Here is a 19,692-nt window from a genome sequence, read left to right on the forward strand (position 1 = left end):
CACGGTCAGCTCAGGGTGACCGCGGTGTCGTCGACGACGAAGGACGTCTGCAACGAGCTGTCCTCCACGCCGCTGAACGAGATGGTCGCCGTGGTGCCCGCGAGCGACGAGACGTCGAAGGACCGCTGCACGTAGCCGGTGGCCTTGTTCAGGTTGGAGTAGGTCGCCAGCGTGGTGCTGCCGGCCTTGACGGTGAGCTTGTCGTACGCGGTGCTGGTGGTCGACTCCGCGCTGTCGATGTGCAGCCAGAAGCTCAACGTCGCCCGGCATCCGGCCGGGATCGTCACCGACTGGCTCAACGTGTCGGTGTGCGACGAGCCGTACCCGTCCAGCCACGCCTTGTACGAGCCGCCGTGCGCGGCCTGGCCGCTGTCGGTGGTGATGACGCCGGACGAGGCGCTCCAGCTCACGTTGCCCGACTCGAAGCCGGGGTTGGCGAGCTTGTTGCCGGAGCAGCCGCCCGACGGCGGGGTGGTCGTGGTGCTCGGCGTGGGCGTCGGGGTGCCGCCGGCGCAGGTCGGCTCACCGGACTGGGCCGGCACGCTCACCGCGGCCCAGGCCGCCTTGACCGTGTTGAACTCGGTGCAGCTGCTCGGGTAGAGGTTCTTCGCCGCCTGCAGCGTCCACACGCGGTACTTCAGGTAGGACGAGGAGGACGTCTTCAGCAGCATCGCGTTGTACATGATCTTCATGGCCTTCTGGATGCCCAGGCCGGTCACGCTGCTGCTGTTGCAGGTCGAGCTGGACGGCTGCCCGTTGGTCGGGCTGCTGCCGTTGGCCAGCAGGTAGAACCAGTGGTTGCCCGGGCCGGCCGCGGCGTGCACCTCGGTCGACGGGATGCTGCTGGAGTAGCAGTTCGGGTCGCCGAGCGCCGACGGGTTGTACATGTTGCGGATCGGGCCGGAGCCGACCAGGTTGATCTTCTCGCCGACCAGGAAGTCCGGTGCGTCGTAGCTGGACGGCTCGTTGGCGAACCACTCGGTGGCCGCGCCGAACGTGTCCGCCACGAACTCCTGCGTACCGCCGCCGGAAATGCCGCCGGGGGTGGTGTCGTCGATGCCGTGACCGATCTCGTGCGCCACCACGTCCAGCGAGCCGATCCACTGGCCGGCGGTGTTCTTGCCGATCTGCACCTGGCTGCCGTCGTAGTAGGCGTTCTGGTCGTTGAGACCGACCCGGATCGGCCAGTAGCCGCCGTTGCCGTTGGCGCCGTTGCGGCCCAGCCACTGGGCGAGCATCTTGTGCTCGGTCTGCGCCGAGAACAACGCGTCCACGCAGCCGGTTTCCTTGTTGGTGGCGGTGCCGTTGCCCCACACGTCGTCGGAGCCGCTGAACGTGGTGTTGTTCGCCGAGTCCTGGCAGCTCAGGTTGGTGACGGTCGGGTCCTTCATGGTGTACGTGGAGCCCGACTGGGTGGTGTTGAGCGTGAGCGGGCTGGGCCCGTTCCAGGCGCCGGTGCCGGTGCCGCGGACGACGTGTTCCTGCGTGCGCAGGATCGCGCCGGTGCGGGCGTCGACGTCGACGGTGAGCCGGCTGGGGCCGTCCGCGCCGGTGCCGCGAACAGTGGTCTCCCAGGCCAGCGCCGGTGCGGCGCCGAGCGTGTAGACCACGAGCGTGGTGCCCTCGACGGCGCTGACCGTCTTGAGCTGGGCGCGCGCCGTCGTCGCGGCGGCGTTCCGGGTCAGCGCGGGCGTGGTGGCGAGGGCGCCGATGGGCCGCTGCTGGGCGACCGAGGCGTACTTCAGGTTGCCGGCCGCGTCCGTGGCGAGCACGAAGTCCCCGCCGACCACCGGCAGGCCCTTGTAGGTGCGCTCGTAGGGCACGTACTGGGTGCCCTCGGAGGAGATGACCGGCTTCTGGACGAACGCGTCGTCGGCGCCGGCCTGCAGGTAGGCGGGGCGGTTCGCGACCAGCGCGCGGGCCGAGTCGGCGGCGACCGCGCGGGCCTGGGCCGGGTCCGGGGCGGCGGGTCCGGGTGGCGCGGCCTGCACGGCTGCGGCGGTGCCGGCGGCGAGGATGCCGGCCGCGGCCGCGCCGGTGAGCGCGGCGAAGCGAGGTGTGAGTTTCACGGGGGTTTGCTCCTGTTCTACAGGCGCGCCGCACGGAGCCCGGTGGGGACGGGCGGCGCGGTGGTGCGAGGCAGGGTGACGGCCGGTCACCGGAGCTGCCGGCGTGGCTCCGGGTCGACAGATCGACCGTCGCGAGTCGCCGGGGGTCGGCTGCTCGCTGGTGCACAATCACACGCCGCCCGAGCCCGGAGCAATGGGTGACCTGGGCAACGGCTGACAGTCGGGCGCGTCGCCACGCGCGCCGATTCAGGCAACCATGATCTTCAATAGCCCCTGATCAGGGCGAACATCGCCGATGGTGGATGAAGTGCCGTGCAAATTGCGGACGTTGCCGCTGTGTGCGAATGGCGCGCATAGACGCGAGGCCGCCGGGCGGCGGTCGCACCACCGCCCGGCCGGGTCAGCGCGGGCCGCGGGTCCGCGTCGGCGACACGGTGGGCAGCGGTGGCAGCGACGGTGTCAGCGTCGGCCGTGAGCTCGGCCGCCCGGTCGGCTCCGGGCTCGGGCTCGACCGGGTCGGGCTCGGGCTCGGCGACTCCGACGGCGTGGGCGCGGCGGTGGTCGGCGGCGGCGCCGACCGGGTCGGCTCCGGGGTCTCGCCGGGGAACTTCGGCTCACCGAACCGGTGCTTGCCCGGGTCGAGCTTCATCGCCGCGGTGGCCCGGGTCATGAACTGCCGCCAGATCGGCGCGGCGCCGGTCGAGCCGTACACCTCGTAGCTGCCCCCCTTCGTCCGCAGCGGCTTGCCGTCGGTGGTGCCCAGCCAGACGGCCGAGGCGAGCGCGCCGGTCCAGCCGACCATCCAGGTGTGCACGTTCTGGGTGGTGCTCTGCCCGGCCTGCCAGGTGCCGGTCTTGCCCGCGGAGTCCCAGCCGTTGCCCAGCTCGGCGGCCCGGACCCGGCGCAGCGTCCAGTCCAGCTGGTCGATCGCCTCCCGGTCCAGCCCCAGGTCGGTGGTGCGCAGTTGCTCGGTCCACACCTCCTCGTCGTCCTTGCTCACCGACCGGACGAAGTGCGCGTCGGCGCGCTTGCCGCCGGCCGCGAACGTGGCCATGCCGTTCGCGTGGTCCTGCACGGTGATGCCGTACTGCCCGATCCCGACCTCGGTGGAGAACCGCTTCGCCACCTCGTCGGCCGGGTCGCTGCGCAGGTCGACGCGCTGCGGCCGGGGATTGCCCCGGACCGTCTCCCACATCGACTCCACGCCCGCCTGCCGGGCCATCTCGATCACCTTGTCGGTGCCGAGCTTCTCGGTCAGCTCGAAGTAGGTCACGTTCAGCGAGGCGACGGTGGCCTCCCAGAGCGCGCAGTCCGGCTGGCAGGGCGCGCGCTCGGCGTTGCGGATCGGCCCGGCCGCGCTGCCCCTGGTCCGCCCCGAGGCGGGGAACTCCTTGGTGTCCGGCGAGTCGAACCGCTGCTTCACCGAGATCCCGTCGCGGACGGCGGCGGCCAGGTCGTACACCTTGAACGACGACCCCGGCGGATGCTGGCCGAAGCCGCGGGTCTCACCGTTCTCGTCGTAGTACCAGCCCGCGTAGTCCGCGCCGGAGCCCTTGTCGCCGCCGTAGTAGCCGAGCACCCGGCCGGTGCCCGGCTCCACCGCGACCAGCGCCGCCTGCCAGTTGCGCGGCTGGCCGCGTACCGCCTGCGGCGCGGTGTCGCGGCGGATGTCCGCCGCCGCCTCGGCCGCGTCCTGGACCCGCTTGTCGATGGTGGTGACGATCCGGTAGCCGCCGTCGCGGATCACCTCGTCGGGCTTGCCGCGGAACGGGTCGGTCTCGCGCAGCTCGGCGAGCACGTGGTTGACGACCAGGCCGGTCGGCCGGTCCAGGTCGGAGCGTCCCGCGTCCTTGTCGATCGGCCGGACCGTGTCCGGGTACGCGAGGTCGGCTGCCTGCTGCGGCGTCAGGTAGCCGAGCTTGACCATGCCGTCGCGGATGTAGTTCCACCTGTCGATCGAGTTCTGCCGGGCCAGCGCGTTGCGGCGCGGGTCGTAGCCGGGCGTGCCCTCGGGGTCGGCCGGGTCCGCCTCCGGCTGCTTGACCATGGCGCAGAGCACCATCGCCTCGGCCTGGGTGAGCTGCCGCTCGGGCGGCGCGTCCCGGCGCACCGTCTTGCCGAAGTACGTCTGCGCGGCTGCCTCGATGCCGTACGCGCCCCGCCCGAACGGCACGGTGTTCAGGTAGAAACCGAGGATCTCCTCCTTCGAGTACGCGTCGTCGAGCTTCCACGCGATCACCGCCTCGCGCAGCTTGCGGGAGTAGGTGACCCCGCGCAGATCCGCGGCGATGCGCGCGTACTGCTGGGTGAGGGTGGACGCGCCCTGCCGCTGGCCGCCGCTCACGTTCGCCCAGGCGGCGCGCAGTACGCCCTTGAAGTCGATGCCGCGGTTGGTCCAGAACGTACGGTCCTCGGCGGCCACGATCGCCTGCTTCGCCGAGTCGTTCATCTGGTCGTACGGCACGATGGTGCGGTTCTGCGCGCCCAGCTTCGCCATCGGCGTGCGCCCGTCGGCGTAGTAGACGGTGGTGGACTCGGGCAGCTTCAGGTCGCTGGGCGTCGGCACGCTGTCGAAGTAGTAGCCGCCGGCCACCAGCCCGCAGCCGGCCAGCAGCGTGCAGACCGCGAGGACGACCAGCAGACGCCGCCGCTTGCGCCTGGGGCGCGCCGGCGGCGCGCCGCCCGGCCCCGCTGTGGATCCGCTGTTCCGCACGCGTTACCTCCGACTGCTCGGCTGAGTCGTGCCCGGCTCGCAGGCTAACCGAGCTGCGCCGACGGCACCGGCCGACGAACCCGGACGCGCGGGTCCGGGCCGGGGCGGACGGCTGCCGCCCCGGCCCGGGGCTCACCCGGTCAGTGCGCCGCCCGTCCGGCGGCCCGGTCGTCGTGCTCCCGGCGGGCGGCCCGGCGGGTCCGCCACCTGTCGCTGCCGCCCGCGTGGAACGGCGCCGACCGCCACAACGATCGCACCGGCGTGCCGTCCGGGGCGGCGAACGTCTCCCGTTCGGCGTAGCCGAGCCGCCGCAGCAGCTCCTCCTGCTCACCGGCGCACGGGTGCGCGTACGTGGGCAGGCTCAACGTGTCCATCCGGCGCTGCGCCGCGGACAGCGCCTCCGCCGCGCCGCCACGGGGCGCGGCCAGCAGCGCCAGGTTGTTGTGCGGTTCGGCCGGGCGCCGTGCCGCCAGTTCCGCACCGAGGCGGCGGAACCGGTCGCCGTCCGGCCCGGCGGCTCCGGCGAGACGGTCGGCGTACCGGTGGGGGGTGGGGATCGGGCGGTAGCGGTGGAACCAGACGGTGGCGGCGCTGCCGTCGGGCAGCAGGAACGCGTCGCCGAACAGCAGCGCGTGTTCGGTCCAGATCCGCGCCACGGCGGCGAGGACCGGCAGGCGGCGCGAGGTGTCGGGGACGAGCCAGGCGGCCAGCGCGGTGGGCGCGAGGGCCTCGGCGACCAGATCGGCGATCCGGCCGATGTCGCACCATCGGGCGCGGACGACGGGCAGGGCAGTGCTCATGAACGAACTCCTGTTTGTCCAGGCGTTGTCGGGTCGGTTGCGGGCGCCGGACGACAGTCGGCGGCGCCGCCGCGGCATGCGGCAGTCGGGCGGGACACGCCCGTGCTCCGGATCGGAGGTGGTGCCTGTGGAGTCCGCTCAGGCGGGTCTGGTGCCGGGGCGCGACGTGCGCGACGGCGGAAGCGGCTCGGCCGCCGGTCGGGCGTACCGGTGGGTCAGCGCGGGCAGCCGCCAGCGGTTCGCGTGCGCGTCGGCCGGCTCGCTGTGCACCGCGCCGCCGCCGTGGGTGACGCCGTCGAGCGGCAGCGGCAGGGCGGGCGCGGTCGTGACGTGCGCGGCCGGACCGACAGTCGCCGGTGCCCGGCTGCGTACGCTGTCGACCCACCGCGCGCCGACGACGGTGGGGGTGCGCGCCGCCGAGGCGGCGAGGACCGGTCCGCGGGGCGGCGTGTCGTGCGCACGCCCGGGTGCCGGTGCCGGTGCCGGCGTCGCGGCCGGGTCGGCCGGGACGACCGGGGTACCCGGATCGGCCGGGCCGGGCACGGGTTCGTCGGGTGCCGCAGGCGGGCCGGGTTCCGGCGGGTCGAGCAGATCGGTCACCGGGCTGAGCGGGTCGAGCACCGGATCCAGCGGGTCGAGCACCGGTTCCAGGCCCCGCCAGACCGGGCCGAGGATCGGGCGCAACGGCTCCACGACCGGGGACAGCAGGTCCGCCACCGGGTCGAGCACGCCCACCGTCACCGGGCCGGTGACCGGGCGCAGACCGTCGGCGACGGGCGCGAGCATGTGGTCCCGGACCGGGGTCACCACCGCCTCGACCACCCGGCCGGTGACCGGTGCCGCGCCGCCCGGTCGGCCCGGTGCCGGCTCGGCGGGCGCGGCCGGAACCGCGCCCGGCGCCGATGGTCCGGCCTTACCAGGCGCTGTCGGCTCGGCCTTTCCCGGCGCTGCCGGTTGGACCGGGCCCGGGGCCGGCGCGGAGACACCCGGCGTCGGCGAGGGCGCGCCGGAGTCGGGAACAGGCGCGGCGGGCGCCGTCGGCCCCGCCGTGGCGCCGCCGGACCCGGAAGGGGGCGCGCCGCCGTCGTCGGTTCCGGACATCGGCAGGCCGAGCGCCGTCCCGAGCGTGTGGGTGAGCACCCCGACCGTGGCGGTGAGCGGGCCGGACGGACGGTCGGCGGCGTGGGCGGCCGAGCCGGATGCGACCTCGTGGGCGCCCCAGACCACGGCCATGCCGCCGAGCAGCAGACCGAGGCGCAGCGTGTAGCGCGCCACCCACCCGGTCCGTCCCGACATCCCACACCTTTCGGACCCGCACCCGGCGGCACGGATCGACGCACCGCACTGTACCGAACGTGGCGGTCCGGGCACAGTACGCCGTCGATGCGAGTCGGGCGCGTCGCGCCGGGGCCGCAGGCGTGGGATCCGCGGCGTCCGGGTACCAGCCGGGCCATGGACACGCGCACGGCCGAACGCCCGGACACCGCCCCCGCCCCCGCCGCGCCTCCGGCCGGTGTGGTCGCCGTCGTCGCCCACCGCAAGAAGACGTTCGGCGGTGGGCTCGACGAACTGCGCTCCCGCCTCGTCGGCGCCGGGGTCGGCCGGCTGCTCTGGTACGAGGTGCCCAAGAGCCGCAAGGCCCCCAAGCGGGTCCGTGCGGCGCTGGACTCCGGCGCCGAGCTGGTGCTGGTGTGGGGCGGCGACGGCATGGTGCAGCGGTGCGCCGACGCCCTGGCCGGCAGCGGTGTGCCGATGGGGATCCTGCCCGCCGGGACCGCCAACCTGTTCGCGGTGAACCTGGGCATCCCGGTCGACCTGCCCGAGGCGGTACGCATCGCGTTGCACGGCCGCCGGCGCGAGCTGGACCTGGGCCGGATCAACGGCGAGCACTTCGCGGTGATGGCGGGCGCCGGGTTCGACGGCGACCTGATCCGTGACGCCGACCGGCAGCTCAAGGGCCGGTTCGGCCGGATCGCGTACGTCTGGACCGGGCTGCGGCACGTACGCGGCGAGTGCGTACGGACCCGGATCCGGGTCGACGGCGCCGACTGGTTCGACGACGAGGCGAGCTGCGTGCTGTTCGGCAACGTCGGCACCATCACCGGCGGCATCCCGGCCTTCGACGACGCCCGCCCCGACGACGGGGCCCTCGAAGTCGGCGTGTCCACCGCCAGCGGCGCCGTGGACTGGGCGCGCACGCTGGGCCGGATGGCCGCCGGGCGCTCCGAGGAGTCGCCGTTCGTGCGGATCACCCGGGGCCGCAAGATCAGGGTTCGGTTCGACGCGCCGAAGACGTACGAGCTGGACGGCGGCGCCCGGGGCAAGGCGAAACGGCTCAAGGTCAAGGTCGTCCCGGGCGCGCTGACCGTGTGCTGTCCGGACCCGGCGGACTGACCGCGCCCGGGCCGGGGCAGGATGCCGGAATGCGCGACGACATCCGCGACTACCTGGCCGAAGTGCTCCGCCGCTCCCGGGACGTGCTCGGTGACGACCTGGTCGGCGCGTACGCCGCCGGGTCGGTCGGGCTGGGCGCGTACCAGCCGGGCCGCAGCGACGTGGACGTGGCGCTGGTGGCCGCCGGGCCGATGCCGGAGCCGGACAAGCGCCTGCTCGTGGACCGGCTGCGGCACGGGTCGCTGCCCTGCCCGGCACGCGGCCTGGAACTCGTCGTCTACCGACGAGACGTCGCGGCTTCCGGCACCGCGGAGCCGGGCTTCGAGGTCGAGCTGAACACGGGCGCGACCATGCCGTTCCGCGCCACCTACGACCCGGCGGACCGGCCCGCCGCCGACGGGCGGTTCTGGTACGCGCTGGACCGCAGCATCCTGCGCCAGTCCGGCCTGGCGCTGCTCGGCCCGCCCGCCGCCGACGTGTTCGCCGACCCGTCCCCGCAGGCGCTGCGGACGCTGCTGGCCGACGCGCTGCGCTGGTGGCTGGCGCTGCCCACGCCACCCGGCGACGCACCGGCCCCCGGCGCGGAGGACGCGGTGCTCGGGGCCTGCCGGACGCTGGTGCGCTGGCGCGACGGCGTGTGGCTGGGCAAGGTCGACGCGGGTCTGCGGGTCGCCGCCGACGACCCGGACGCCGCGCTGATCCGGACCTCGATCGAGGCCCGCTGGGGCGGTACGCCGCCGTCCGGCCCGGCTGCCCGCGCGTTCCAGCGGCGGGTGCTGGAGCGGATCACCGCGCGGTGAGCGCCGCCGTGCGTGACTACTGTGAGCCGGGGGAGGTGCGGTGATCATGACGGAGCTGAGCGCGTCCGCGCGGGCCGGGCTGGAGGCGGTGGTGCCCGGCGGCGTGGCGACCCGGGCCGCGGACCGGCTGCGGATGGCCCACGACGCCTCGCACTACCTGCTGCACCCCGGCGCGGTGATCACCCCGGCCGACGCCGGTCAGGTCGCCGCGCTGCTGGCGTACGGCGCCCGCACCGGCACCCCGCTGACGTTCCGCTCCGGCGGCACCAGCCTCAGCGGCCAGGCGGTCACCGACCGGCTGCTGGTCGACGTGCGGCGGCACTTCCGCGACCTGAGCGTGCTCGACGACGGGCGGCGGGTGCGGGTGCAGCCGGGAGTGGTGCTGCGGCAGGTGAACGCGCGCCTGGCGCCGTACGGCCGCAAGCTCGGCCCCGACCCGGCCAGCGAGTCCGCGTGCACGGTCGGCGGCGTGGTCGCCAACAACTCCAGCGGCATGACCTGCGGCACCGAGTTCAACACGTACCGGACGCTGGAGTCGCTGGTCCTCGCGCTGCCCAGCGGCACCGTGCTGGACACCGGCGCCCCGGACGCCGACGCCCGGCTGCGCGCCGCCGAACCGGCCCTGCACGCCGGGCTGCTGCGGCTGCGCGACCGGGTACGCGGCAACCCCGACTCGGTGCGCCGCATCCGCGCCCAGTACGCCATGAAGAACACCATGGGGTACGGCGTGAACGCGTTCCTCGACCACGACGACCCGGCCGACCTGCTCACCCGGCTCGTGGTGGGCAGCGAGGGCACGCTCGCGTTCGTCGCCTCGGCGACGTTCCGGACCGTACCCGTGCACCGGCACGCCGCGACGGGCCTGCTGGTCTTCGACTCCCTGGGCGCGGCGATGGCCGCCATGCCGGCGCTGGTGGCCGCCGGGCCGGCGGCGGTCGAGCTGCTGGATGCCGCCGCCCTGCGGGTGGCCCAGCGCGACCCGAAGGCGGACGCCGCGCTGCGCGGCCTGGCCGTGCGCGGGCACGCGGCGCTGCTCGCCGAGTGGCAGGAGTCCGACCCGGCGGCGCTCGCCGACCGGGTCGCCGGCGCCGAACCGGTGCTCGCCGGCCTGCCGTTGAGCGCCCCGGCCCGGCTCAGCGGCGAGTCCGCCGCCCGCGCCGCGCTGTGGCACATCCGCAAGGGCCTGTACGCGGCGGTCGCGGGCGCCCGCCCGTCCGGCACCACGGCGCTGCTGGAGGACATCGCCGTGCCGGTCGAGGCGCTCGCCGGCACCTGCGCGTCGCTGGCCGAGCTGTTCGAGCGGCACCGGTACGCCGACAGCGTCATCTTCGGCCACGCGAAGGACGGCAACCTGCACTTCATGCTCAACGAGCGGTTCGACGGGGGTGAGGCCCCGGCGCGCTACGCCGACTTCACCGAGGAGATGGTCGACCTGGTGCTCGGCCACGGCGGCACGCTAAAGGCCGAGCACGGGACCGGCCGGGTGATGGCCCCGTACGTGCGCCGTCAGTTCGGTGACGAGCTGTACGAGGTGATGCGCGAGCTGAAGACGCTCTGCGACCCCGACGGCGTGCTGAATCCTGGTGTGCTGCTCAGCGACGACCCGGAGATCCACATGCGGCACCTCAAGACCGTGCCGGCGGTGGAGGAGGAGGTGGACCGCTGCGTCGAGTGCGGCTACTGCGAGCCGGTCTGCCCCAGCCGCGACCTCACCACCACGCCTCGGCAGCGCATCGTGCTGCGCCGGGAGATCGCCGCCGCGCGGGCCGCCGGCGACACCGCGCTGGCCCGGGAACTGACCGACGCCTACGACTACGACGCGGTGCAGACCTGCGCCGTCGACGGCATGTGCGCCACCGCCTGCCCGGTGCTGATCAACACCGGTGACCTCGTCAAGCGGCTGCGCGCGCAGGAGCACGGCCGGGCGGCGGGGACCGCCTGGCGCGGCGCGGCCCGCCGCTGGGGCGCCACCACCCGGGGCATGGCCCGTGGGCTCGACCTGGCCGGGGCGCTGCCGCCCGCGCTGCCCGAGGCCGCCACCCGGGCCGCCCGCGCGGTGCTCGGCGCGGACCGGGTACCGCGGTGGCAACGGGACCTGCCGCGCGGCGGCACCCCCCGCCGCCCGCACCGGGCCGACGACCCGGACGCGGTGTTCGTCCCGTCCTGCCTGGGCACCCTGTTCGCTCCGGAGCGGGGCGGCACCGGCGTGGCAGCCGCGCTGCTCACGCTCGCCGAGCGGGCCGGCGTACGCCTGCTCGTGCCGGACGGCATCGGCGACCTGTGCTGCGGCACCCCCTGGTCGTCGAAGGGCCTCACCGAGGGCTACCGGGCGGTGCGCGACCGCGTCCCGCCGGTGCTGCGCGCGGCCAGCCGCGACGGCGCGCTGCCGGTGGTCAGCGACGCCGCGTCCTGCACCGAGGGTTTCGAGCGGCTGCTCGACGGCGCCGGCGACGTGCGGGTCGTGGACGCGGTGGCGTACACCGCCGGCACGCTGCTGCCCCGCCTGACCGTGCGCCGCCGGATCGGTTCGCTCGCGCTGCACCCGACCTGCTCGTCGGTCCGGCTCGGCCTGGACGACGCGCTGCTCACCGTGGCCCGCGCGGTCGCCGACGAGGTGGTGGTCCCGGAGGGCTGGCAGTGCTGCGGCTTCGCCGGTGACCGAGGGCTGCTGCATCCGGAGCTGACCGCGTCGGCCACCCGGGCCGAGGCCGCCGCCGTCACGGCCCGGCCCTTCGACGGGTACGCCTCGGTGAACCGCACCTGCGAGATCGGGCTGGCGCGGGCCACCGGGCAGCCGTACCGGCACCTGCTGGAGCTGCTGGCCGAGGTGACCTCGTGATGCGCAGCTGGCGATTCGCGGCGCTGATGCTGGTCGTCGGCGTGGCGGTGGCCGCCGGCCAGGACACGCCGGTGTCGGCGACGGCGGGGTTCCTGGCGTTCGCCGCGCTGGCGGCCGTCTTCTCGCCGCTGGCGTTCCCCCGGTCGCTGACCGCTGCGCAGGCGCGTCGGCGCAGCGCTGACGACGGCCGGCCGGTGATCTACTGGCGGCCCGGCTGCACGTACTGCCTGCGGCTGCGTCTCCGGCTGGGCGGGCGGGCCCGGCGCGCGTACTGGGTGGACATCTGGCGCGACCCGGAGGCCGCCGCCGCCGTCCGGGTGGTGACCGGCGGCGACGAGACGGTCCCCACCGTGGTGCTGCCGGACCGGGCGGTGGTCAATCCCGACCCGGCGTGGCTGCGGGCGCGGCTCGGCGCCTGAGCGGGCGAACCCCGGCACGGGCGGCCCGACGGGCATACCGTGCGAAGAGGGCGTCGCGGACGGCGCCCCGGACGACCTGGCCGAGACCGGGCGGCGGGTGACGCCCGCTGGTCGGCGCACCAGGCGGATCAGCGCGACCTCGGCGCGGTACGCGCGCGGGGCTGCCGGTGCCGCCGGTCGTGGCTAAGCTCGGCCGATGCATCGATCGCGGTTGTATGCCCTCATCATCGACGCGCCGCGGGACGAGGCGGGGGAAGCGGCCGCGTTCTGGTCCGCCGCGCTCGGCGCGGACCTGCGCACCGATCCGGCCGAACCGGAGTTCGCCGGCCTGGCCGACGTGGTGCCGGGGCTGGTCACCGCCGTGCAGTCGGTCGGCGACGCGCCCCGCTACCACCTCGACATCGAGACCGACGACGTGGCCGCCGAGGTGGAGCGGCTGTGCGGGCTGGGCGCCACGCCGGTGTCCCGCTGGCTCGACTGCCACGTGCTGCGGGCGCCGGGCGGGCACCTGCTGTGCGTGATTCCGGTGGCGAGCGACAGCGAGTTGTTCGAGACCACCGCCACCCGCTGGCCGTGACCCGGCGCCCCGGCGGTGAGCCGGGGCGCCGGTGCCACGGGGTCAGGAGCCGTACGGCAGCGTGACCGTCGAGCTGTTGCCGACGCCGAGGATTGTGGGCGCGCCGCCGATGGCGTTCCACACCTCGACGCGTACCGTGCCGCCGGCCAGGTTGCCCAGCGTGCCGGTGGACGAGAGCAGACCCTGCGTCTGCCGGTAGCGCTCCGCACCCGGGACCGGATCGGTGGCGAAGTACCTGTAGGTCTCCACCCGCTCGACGCTGCCGTTGCCGGTCAGGTCGTAGGAGACCCGGATCTGGACGCCGTTGCCGACCGCGGTGCCCGCGTCGACGGCCAGGTCGAAGGCGGTCGCCCCGCCGGTGTACGTGCCGGTCAGCCCGGTGGCGGTGAACACCTGCGGGTTGGTGGGCGTGCCGTCGGAGTTGCCGGTCGCCGCCGCCACGTTCACCGTGCCGGAGGTGCCGGCGGTGCCGTCCAGGCCGCCGCCGGACCGTAGGTACCGGACCGGCTTCAGCGGGCTGCCCGTACCCGTCGGGCTGGGGCTCGCGGAGGTCGGCGTCGGGCTCGCGGTGGTCGGGGTGGGGCTGGGCCCCGACGTCGACGGGCTGCCGGTCGGCACGGCTCCGCCGCCGGTGGCGTTGCCGCCGCTCCACGTGTACGCCCCGGACGTGGCGGTCTTCCCGGCCGGCACGGCGAGCGTGACGCCGGTGGAGAACGTGACGGTCAGCGGCCGGGCGGTGATGTTCGACGCCACGTAGGTGCGGACGCCGTTCTTGACGAACACCTTCGCCAGCGGGTGGTTCGCCGTCACCGTGGTGTCCACGGTGCCGAGCGCGGCCAGGTTGCGGATCCAGTGGAACGTGTGCGCCTTGCTCTCACCTTCCTCGCTGGTGAACCCGCTGTTGGCGCGGAAGTTGCGCAGCGCCTGCTCGCCGTCGCCGAGGGCCAGGAACTCCCAGATGACGTCCTGCCACACCGTCGGCGGGCCGCCCTTGTTGGTGACCAGCTCGGCGTAGTTGGCCTTGACGTACTCGGGGAAGTCGCCCAGGTAGAGGTGCCCGCCGGTGATCGGCAGCATGTTGATGCCCTGGATCATCTCCGGCGCCGCGGAGAACCAGGTGGAGTACGACCCGCCGTCGCCCCACACCATGCCGACCGTCTTGTGCCCGAACGCGGACGGGAAGTTCTGGTCGTACACGTCGAACCAGTACTCGGAGATGGCCGCGGACTGCGTGGTCCACAGGTAGACCCCGGCGTCACGGACGGCGGTGTCGCCGGTGGCCTGACCCCACTGGATCAGCGCGTTGGCGAAGTTCATCCCCTCCGACGAGGACTCCTGGTTGTTGCCGGCGAAGAACGGCGCCAGGCCGGAGGCCCAGTCGTGGCCGGCGTAGATGTCGAAGTCCCGCAGGTAGGGGAAGCGGCTGTCGGCGCGGTCGTAGTTGTTGGCGTCCCGGATGAGCAGGTCGACCATGCCGCCGTAGCGGCTGTCGTCGGCCCACCCCGGGTCGAACTTGGCGAGCGTGGCGGCGGCGGCGATGAAGTAGCCGTAGTGGAAGTGGTGGTCGTTGAGGTCCTCGTCGGAGCCGTACGAGGCGGGGTAGCCGATCAGCGTGCCCCAGTTGCGGTCGTAGTAGAACAGCTGGCCGGTCTCGCCGGAGCCGGCGGTGAGCCAGTTCGTCAGCCGGTTCTTCATGGCGGTCAGCGCCGCGTCGCGGACCGAGGTCTGCCCGAGCTGGTCGGCGATCTCGGCGATCCGGGCCGCCCGGCCGAGTCCCTTGCCGGCCCAGTACGTGTCCGGGCCGCTGACACCCTCCGGGTTGCCCTGCTCGGCGTTCAGGTAGCCGGTGACTGTGGACAGGTCCGCGCCGCTGGAGTCGCCCACGGCGGGCACCTCCGGCAGCACGCCGGTGAAGCGCATCGTGGTGGTGAACGACGGCACGCCGGTGAGCACCCGCATGGCGCCGCGCGCCGAGACGTAGGTCTGGCTGATCGGGGTGGCGCCGGTGAGGCTGCGCCACTGGTGCGGGTAGAGCGCCACGACCGTCTTCGTCTCGCTGCCCTCCCGAGGGGTGGTGGTGAACGCGTACGTGGTGCGCACCGTGCCGGCGGACGGGTCGTAGGCGTAGCTCATCCGGGTGCCGGTGACGTGGGCGTGGGCGTACCGGCCGAAGGTGTCGGCGAGGGCGGCCCGGTCTCCGCCGCCGGGCAGCACCGCGACCGAGAAGTACCCCTTGCCGGCCAGCGTGGAGCTGATGCCGGTGCCGTTGACGGTCCAGGTCGCGCCGCTCGGGGCGTACGCGACGTAGTCGTGGCCGCGAACGGTGAAGCCGATGGTGGCGCCGGAGTTGCGCCAGACGGTGGGCGTCCCGGCGGCGGTGAGCTGCGCGGTGCCGCCGCTGACCGTGTAGTAGCTGATCGGCAGCCCGTGGCCGATGGTGGCGCGCATGGTGCGGCTGCCGTCGCTCCAGTCCGCGGTGACGGTCCAGTCGCTCCACCCGGCGGCCTTCACGACCGGCGCGGACAGCCCGGGCATCCCGACGCGGACGTCCTCGGTGTACGGGTAGTGGAACTCGCCGACGCCGGTCGCGGTGCCGCTGATCGCGGGCGTGGTGGTGTACGACAGCCCGAGCCCGTTGGTCTCGGCCTTGGCCGCCAGCGGGTGCGCGTGCAGCACCTCGCTGCCGGTGCAGTTGTTGCGCTTCCAGATCAGCGAGGACCACCAGTCGTTCGTGGGGATCGCGCCGGCCGGCGCGTCGGCGGTGGTGAAGGTCCTCGGGTTGGTGCTGATCGCGCCGCAGCCCTTCGGCAGCAGGGCCCCGGCGGGGCGGGTCTCGGTGTAGCTGCCCGCGCCGACGGCGCCGGCGGTGGCGGTGCCGCCACCGCCGACCACGACGCCGAGCAGGCCGGCGGCGAGCACGGAGGCGGCGACGAGGGCGGTCGCCCGCAGCCCGCGACGGCGGGCCGGGGACGGGACGGGCGGGGGTACGGGGTCGGGGGAGAAGTCCCGCAGGAGGGTCATGGAGGTCCCCTTCACGAGGAGAAGGCGAGGTACGGGGGTGGTGTTCCGACGTCGTGAGAGCGCTCTCTTGAGAAGGGACATTAAGGTTCGGGTTACGGATCCGTCAATGTCTTGTTACGAGGGAGAGCGCTCTCCCGCGCCTACCGCGGGCTCTCCGGTCACCCCGCGAAGCCCGCTGACCAGCCACGACGGCACGCTTGAAGCGCCGCCCCCGGCCGAGACGGGCGGGGGCGGCGCTTCAAGCGTGCGCCTACGGTGAGTCAGGCGGCGGTGGCGGCGAGGCTCCGCGCGCCGGTCCGCGCCGTGCCCGTGCCCGGCTCACCGGTCTGACCGGCGCCCGGCTGCCCGGCGACGACCGGCCGCGGCGAGGTGGACTGCGGCGAGGTGGCCGGCTGCCCGGGCGCGGCGGGCTGCCGCGGCTTGCGAGCCGCGCCCAGCCCCGCCTGCGCGTTGTTCCAGGCCGCGCACGGCCACGCCGCCCCGGCGCAGCTCGGGCTGGCGCAGACGCGCTCGGCGTCCGGCTGGTGCGCGTCGGCCACCGCGGCGGCCAGGTCCCACAGCAGCGGATCGGTCACCTCCGCGGGGCGGTCGGCGACGCGGTCTGTGCTGGCTTCGGACATGATTCGGTCCCCCTGTCGTGAACGGCCCCCACCTGTTTCCGGAAACCGCCCCGGCCAAACCTGCGTGCGGCCGGGCGCGGACATAGGCTGGCCGGCGTGGCGAGGTACTACGACCTGCATCCGGACAACCCCCAGCCCCGCGTGATCCGGCAGGTGGTGGACCTGCTGCGCGCCGACGGGGTGATCGCCTACCCGACCGACTCCTGCTACGCGCTCGGCTGCCGGATCGGCAACCGCGACGGCGTGGAGCGGATCCGGGAGATCCGGCGGCTCGACGACCGGCATCCGTTCACGCTGATGTGCGCCGACTTCGCTCAGCTCGGCCAGTTCGTCAAGCTCAGCAACGCGGTCTTCCGCCAGGTCAAGTCCGTCATCCCGGGCAGCTACACGTTCCTGCTGCCGGCCACCGCCGAGGTGCCGCGCCGGTTGCAGGACCCGCGGCGGCGGGTGGTCGGGGCGCGGGTGCCGAGGCACACGGTGACCCAGGCGCTGTTGGCCGAGCTGGGTGAGCCGCTGCTGTCCAGCACGCTGCTGCTGCCCGGCGAGGACGAGCCGATGACCCAGGGCTGGGAGATCAAGGAGCGGCTCGACCACCTGATCGACGCCGTGGTCGACGCCGGTGACTGCGGGCTGGAACCGACCACCGTGGTCGACCTGTCCGGCGACGAGCCGGAGATCCTGCGCCGTGGCGCCGGCGACCCGGCCCGCTTCGAGTAGCGATCACCGATTCCGCCCCGCCGGGCCGCCGCCGTAGGGCACGGTGGGGACGGCGGACGGTGACGGGGGTACGGCGTGGAAGCACTCCTGCTGATCACGGTGCTGGGCGCCACCGTGCTCGTCGGGACCACCATCGGCGGCCGGTACAGCGTCGCGCCGCCGGTCCTGCTGATCGCGATGGGCGCGCTGATCGGCCTGCTGCCGCCGTTCGACAACCTGATCCTCGAACCCGAGGTCGTGCTGGTGCTGTTCCTCCCGGCGATTCTCTACCGGGAGAGCCTGGTCATCAGCCTGCGCGAGATCCGGGCCAACCTGGTCGTGATCGTCGGCCTCGCCGTCGTGCTGGTGATCGTCACGATGGCGGCTGTCGCGTTCACCGCGCAGGCGCTCGGTGTGGCGGCGGCCTCCGCCTGGGTGCTCGGCGCGGTCCTGGCGCCCACCGACGCCGCCGCCGTGGCCGGCCTGGCCAAACGGATGCCGCGCGGCATCCTCACGACGCTGCGCGCGGAGAGCCTGGTCAACGACGGTACGGCGCTCGTGCTCTTCGCCGTGGCGGCGGGCGTGGTCGCGGGCGGGACGGTGCCCGGGCCGCTGCTGCTCACCGGCGAGTTCGTCGGCAAGTCGGCCGGCGGGGTGGCCGCGGGCCTGCTCGTCGGCGCGGTCGTGGTGCTGATCCGCAAGCACGTGGACGACCCGATGCGCGAGGGCGGGCTGAGCATCCTCACCCCGTTCGTCGCGTTCCTGCTCGCCGACGCGGTGCACGCCAGCGGCGTGCTGGCGGTCGTCGTGTCCGGGCTGGTGCTGTCCTACGCCGCGCCCCGGGTGATCCGGGCCCGCTCCCGGGTCACCGCGTTCGCGTTCTGGGACCTGTCCACCTTCATGGTCAACGGCGGCCTCTTCGTGCTGCTCGGTACGCAGGTGCCCCGCTCGCTGCGCGGCATCACCAGCCACTCGCCGACCGCTTCGCTCGGCATCGCGGTGCTCGTCGCGGCGGTCGTGGTGGCCATCCGGCTGGTGTGGGTGCACCTGTCGGTGTCGGTGCTGCAACGGGTGGACCGCCGCGAGTCGAGCCGGGCGCGGCACTTCGACTTCCGGATGCGTACCGCGGTGGGCTGGGCCGGGTTCCGCGGCGCCGTATCGCTCGCCGCGGCGCTCGCCGTGCCGGTCACCATGCACGACGGCACCCCGGTGCGCGAACGCGACCTGATCATCTTCGTCACCGTCGTGGTGATCGTGCTGATCATGCTGGTGCAGGGCACGACGCTGCCGGCCGTCGTGGGCTGGGCCGGCCTGAACGGCGACCGGGAACGCGACGACGAGGTGCGCTGGGCTCGGATCCGGGCCACCGAGGCCGCCCTGGAGGCGCTGCCCCGGGCCGCCAGCGACGTGGGCGCCACCCAGGACACGGTGGACCGGCTGCGCGCCGACTACGAGGACCACCTGGCCGCCGCCCGCGACCCGGGCGGCGAGGAGGCGGAGGGGGAGCGGGAGATGGCCCGCCGGCTGCGGTTGCGGGTGCTGGACCACAAGCGGCAGGAGATCACCCGGCTGCGCAACACCAGGCAGATCGACGACACGGTGCTGCGGCAGCTCCAGGCGGCCATCGACATCGAGGAGATCCGCCTGCTCGGGCCGGAGATGGAGGAGTGAGCCGCTGCCGCCCGCGCCGGTGGGCCGGCGCGGGCGGCAGCCGGGTCAGCGCGGGTCGACAGCGACCACGGTGTACGGGGTGGTCGGCGTCGGCGGGGTGGTGAACCGGCCGTTCGGCAGGTAGAGCCGGCCGAGCGCGGCGGCGACGGTGGTCGGCACGTCGAAGCCCGGATCGGTGATGACCCGGCGCAGCGTGCCGGTGGTGCCGGAGCGGTTCAGATCGACCACGGCGACCTGGTTGAGGAAATTCTGCACCACGTACAGCGTGCGGCCGAGCAGCAGCAGGCCGTCGCCGTTGAGGAACGTGGCGCCCGGCACGTCGACGGCGGTGGTGACACCGGTGGCCGGGTCCACCCGGAACAGGGTGCCGGTGTTCGACTGCACGACGATCAGCGCCCGCCCGTCCGGGGTGGGCGCGATGCCGTTGAGGTTGACGCCGGTGCCGGTCTGCTGGAAGTCGCCGGTCAGTGGCAGCGTGGTGAACCCGTCGGCGGGCGGCAGCGTGCCGCCGCGTCCCAGCGGCAGGCGGTAGAGCACCGGCCGGTTCGAGTCGGTGAACCAGGCGGCGTCGCGGGTGAGCGTGACATCGTTGACGAACGTCGGCGCCTCGGTGAACCGGTAGCTCGCGAGCACAGCGCCGGTGCGGGTGTCGATGACCCGGGCGTCCCCGGCGGTGCCGCCGGCGACGAAGAGCCGGCCCCGCGGGTCGACCTTCAGGCCGAGCGAGGGGGTGCCGGTGGCGGGGCTGACCTGCTTGCCCGCTCCGGTGATCAGGTCGGCGCGGTAGATCTCGCCGGTGGCCCGCGACCCGAACCAGGCGTACCGGCCGGCGGCGGCGACGCCCTCCGGCTGGAAGCCGTCCGGCAGTGCGATGACGCTCGGGCGGCGGTCGTGGGCGGCGGCGGACGCCGGGGCGGCGGTGGTGACGAGGGTGGCGGTCAGGGCGACGCCGAGGGCGGTCCTGATGCGTCGGTTCACTGTGGTCCTTCCGGCGATGGCGGTGGGACAGGACCCACCCCACTGTACGGTCGCGGGCCGGTGTCCGCCCGGGACGCGACCCGGCACGGTGCTCC

14 protein-coding genes are annotated in these 19,692 nt (G+C 74.4%); 7 read left to right on the forward strand and 7 right to left on the reverse strand.

Annotated elements, in window-relative coordinates:
• Nucleotides 1-5 precede the first annotated feature (5 nt).
• The 4 genes from O7604_RS22980 to O7604_RS22995 all read right to left on the reverse strand — a co-directional run bounded on the left by O7604_RS22980 (nucleotide 6) and on the right by O7604_RS22995 (nucleotide 6,878).
• Complete coding sequence (locus O7604_RS22980) at nucleotides 6-2,069, reverse strand: M4 family metallopeptidase (RefSeq protein ID WP_281577729.1); 2,064 nt, start codon at nucleotides 2,067-2,069, stop codon at nucleotides 6-8.
• Nucleotides 2,070-2,469: 400 nt separating this feature from the next.
• Complete coding sequence (locus O7604_RS22985) at nucleotides 2,470-4,782, reverse strand: transglycosylase domain-containing protein (protein ID WP_281577730.1); 2,313 nt, start codon at nucleotides 4,780-4,782, stop codon at nucleotides 2,470-2,472.
• A gap of 140 nt (nucleotides 4,783-4,922) precedes the next feature.
• A complete protein-coding gene (locus O7604_RS22990) occupies nucleotides 4,923-5,582 on the reverse strand; it encodes a hypothetical protein (protein ID WP_281577731.1) in 660 nt (219 codons plus the stop codon).
• Between the two features lie 138 nt (nucleotides 5,583-5,720).
• On the reverse strand, nucleotides 5,721-6,878 hold the full coding sequence (locus tag O7604_RS22995) for a hypothetical protein (protein WP_281577732.1): 1,158 nt from the start codon (nucleotides 6,876-6,878) through the stop codon (nucleotides 5,721-5,723).
• Between the two features lie 156 nt (nucleotides 6,879-7,034).
• On the opposite strand from O7604_RS22995, the gene O7604_RS23000 reads away from it, so the two are divergent.
• From O7604_RS23000 to O7604_RS23020, 5 genes are all read left to right on the forward strand, one after another.
• Nucleotides 7,035-7,976, forward strand: a complete 942-nt coding sequence (locus O7604_RS23000; protein WP_281577733.1) for a diacylglycerol kinase family protein — start codon at nucleotides 7,035-7,037, stop codon at nucleotides 7,974-7,976.
• A 29-nt stretch (nucleotides 7,977-8,005) separates the two neighbouring features.
• Nucleotides 8,006-8,776, forward strand: coding sequence for a nucleotidyltransferase domain-containing protein (locus O7604_RS23005; RefSeq protein ID WP_281577734.1), 771 nt, complete (start codon nucleotides 8,006-8,008; stop codon nucleotides 8,774-8,776).
• 46 nt (nucleotides 8,777-8,822) lie between these two features.
• Complete coding sequence (locus tag O7604_RS23010; protein ID WP_269705849.1) at nucleotides 8,823-11,615, forward strand: FAD-binding and (Fe-S)-binding domain-containing protein; 2,793 nt, start codon at nucleotides 8,823-8,825, stop codon at nucleotides 11,613-11,615.
• Complete coding sequence (locus O7604_RS23015) at nucleotides 11,615-12,034, forward strand: glutaredoxin domain-containing protein (RefSeq protein ID WP_281577735.1); 420 nt, start codon at nucleotides 11,615-11,617, stop codon at nucleotides 12,032-12,034. The genes O7604_RS23010 and O7604_RS23015 overlap by 1 nt, the downstream gene beginning before the upstream one ends.
• Before the next feature lie 196 nt (nucleotides 12,035-12,230).
• Nucleotides 12,231-12,611, forward strand: a complete 381-nt coding sequence (locus O7604_RS23020; RefSeq protein WP_281577736.1) for a VOC family protein — start codon at nucleotides 12,231-12,233, stop codon at nucleotides 12,609-12,611.
• A gap of 42 nt (nucleotides 12,612-12,653) precedes the next feature.
• On the opposite strand, the gene O7604_RS23025 is transcribed toward O7604_RS23020, so the two are convergent.
• Nucleotides 12,654-15,632 (reverse strand): glycosyl hydrolase, encoded by a 2,979-nt coding sequence (locus tag O7604_RS23025; protein ID WP_281577737.1) that lies wholly within the window; start codon nucleotides 15,630-15,632, stop codon nucleotides 12,654-12,656.
• A 260-nt stretch (nucleotides 15,633-15,892) separates the two neighbouring features.
• The gene (locus O7604_RS23030; RefSeq protein ID WP_269705854.1) at nucleotides 15,893-16,252 is read right to left on the reverse strand and encodes a hypothetical protein; all 360 of its coding nucleotides are present in this window, start codon (nucleotides 16,250-16,252) and stop codon (nucleotides 15,893-15,895) included.
• Nucleotides 16,253-16,348: 96 nt separating this feature from the next.
• On the opposite strand from O7604_RS23030, the gene O7604_RS23035 reads away from it, so the two are divergent.
• Nucleotides 16,349-16,969 carry an L-threonylcarbamoyladenylate synthase gene (locus tag O7604_RS23035; protein ID WP_073828564.1) on the forward strand — a complete coding sequence of 207 codons (621 nt, stop codon included), beginning with the start codon at nucleotides 16,349-16,351 and terminating at the stop codon, nucleotides 16,967-16,969.
• Between the two features lie 75 nt (nucleotides 16,970-17,044).
• A complete protein-coding gene (locus O7604_RS23040) occupies nucleotides 17,045-18,619 on the forward strand; it encodes a Na+/H+ antiporter (protein ID WP_281577738.1) in 1,575 nt (524 codons plus the stop codon).
• Nucleotides 18,620-18,664: 45 nt separating this feature from the next.
• On the opposite strand, the gene O7604_RS23045 is transcribed toward O7604_RS23040, so the two are convergent.
• On the reverse strand, nucleotides 18,665-19,597 hold the full coding sequence (locus O7604_RS23045) for a superoxide dismutase (protein ID WP_281577739.1): 933 nt from the start codon (nucleotides 19,595-19,597) through the stop codon (nucleotides 18,665-18,667).
• Nucleotides 19,598-19,692 lie beyond the last annotated feature (95 nt).

Source organism: Micromonospora sp. WMMA1947, assembly GCF_027497355.1.
Classification (GTDB): domain Bacteria; phylum Actinomycetota; class Actinomycetes; order Mycobacteriales; family Micromonosporaceae; genus Micromonospora.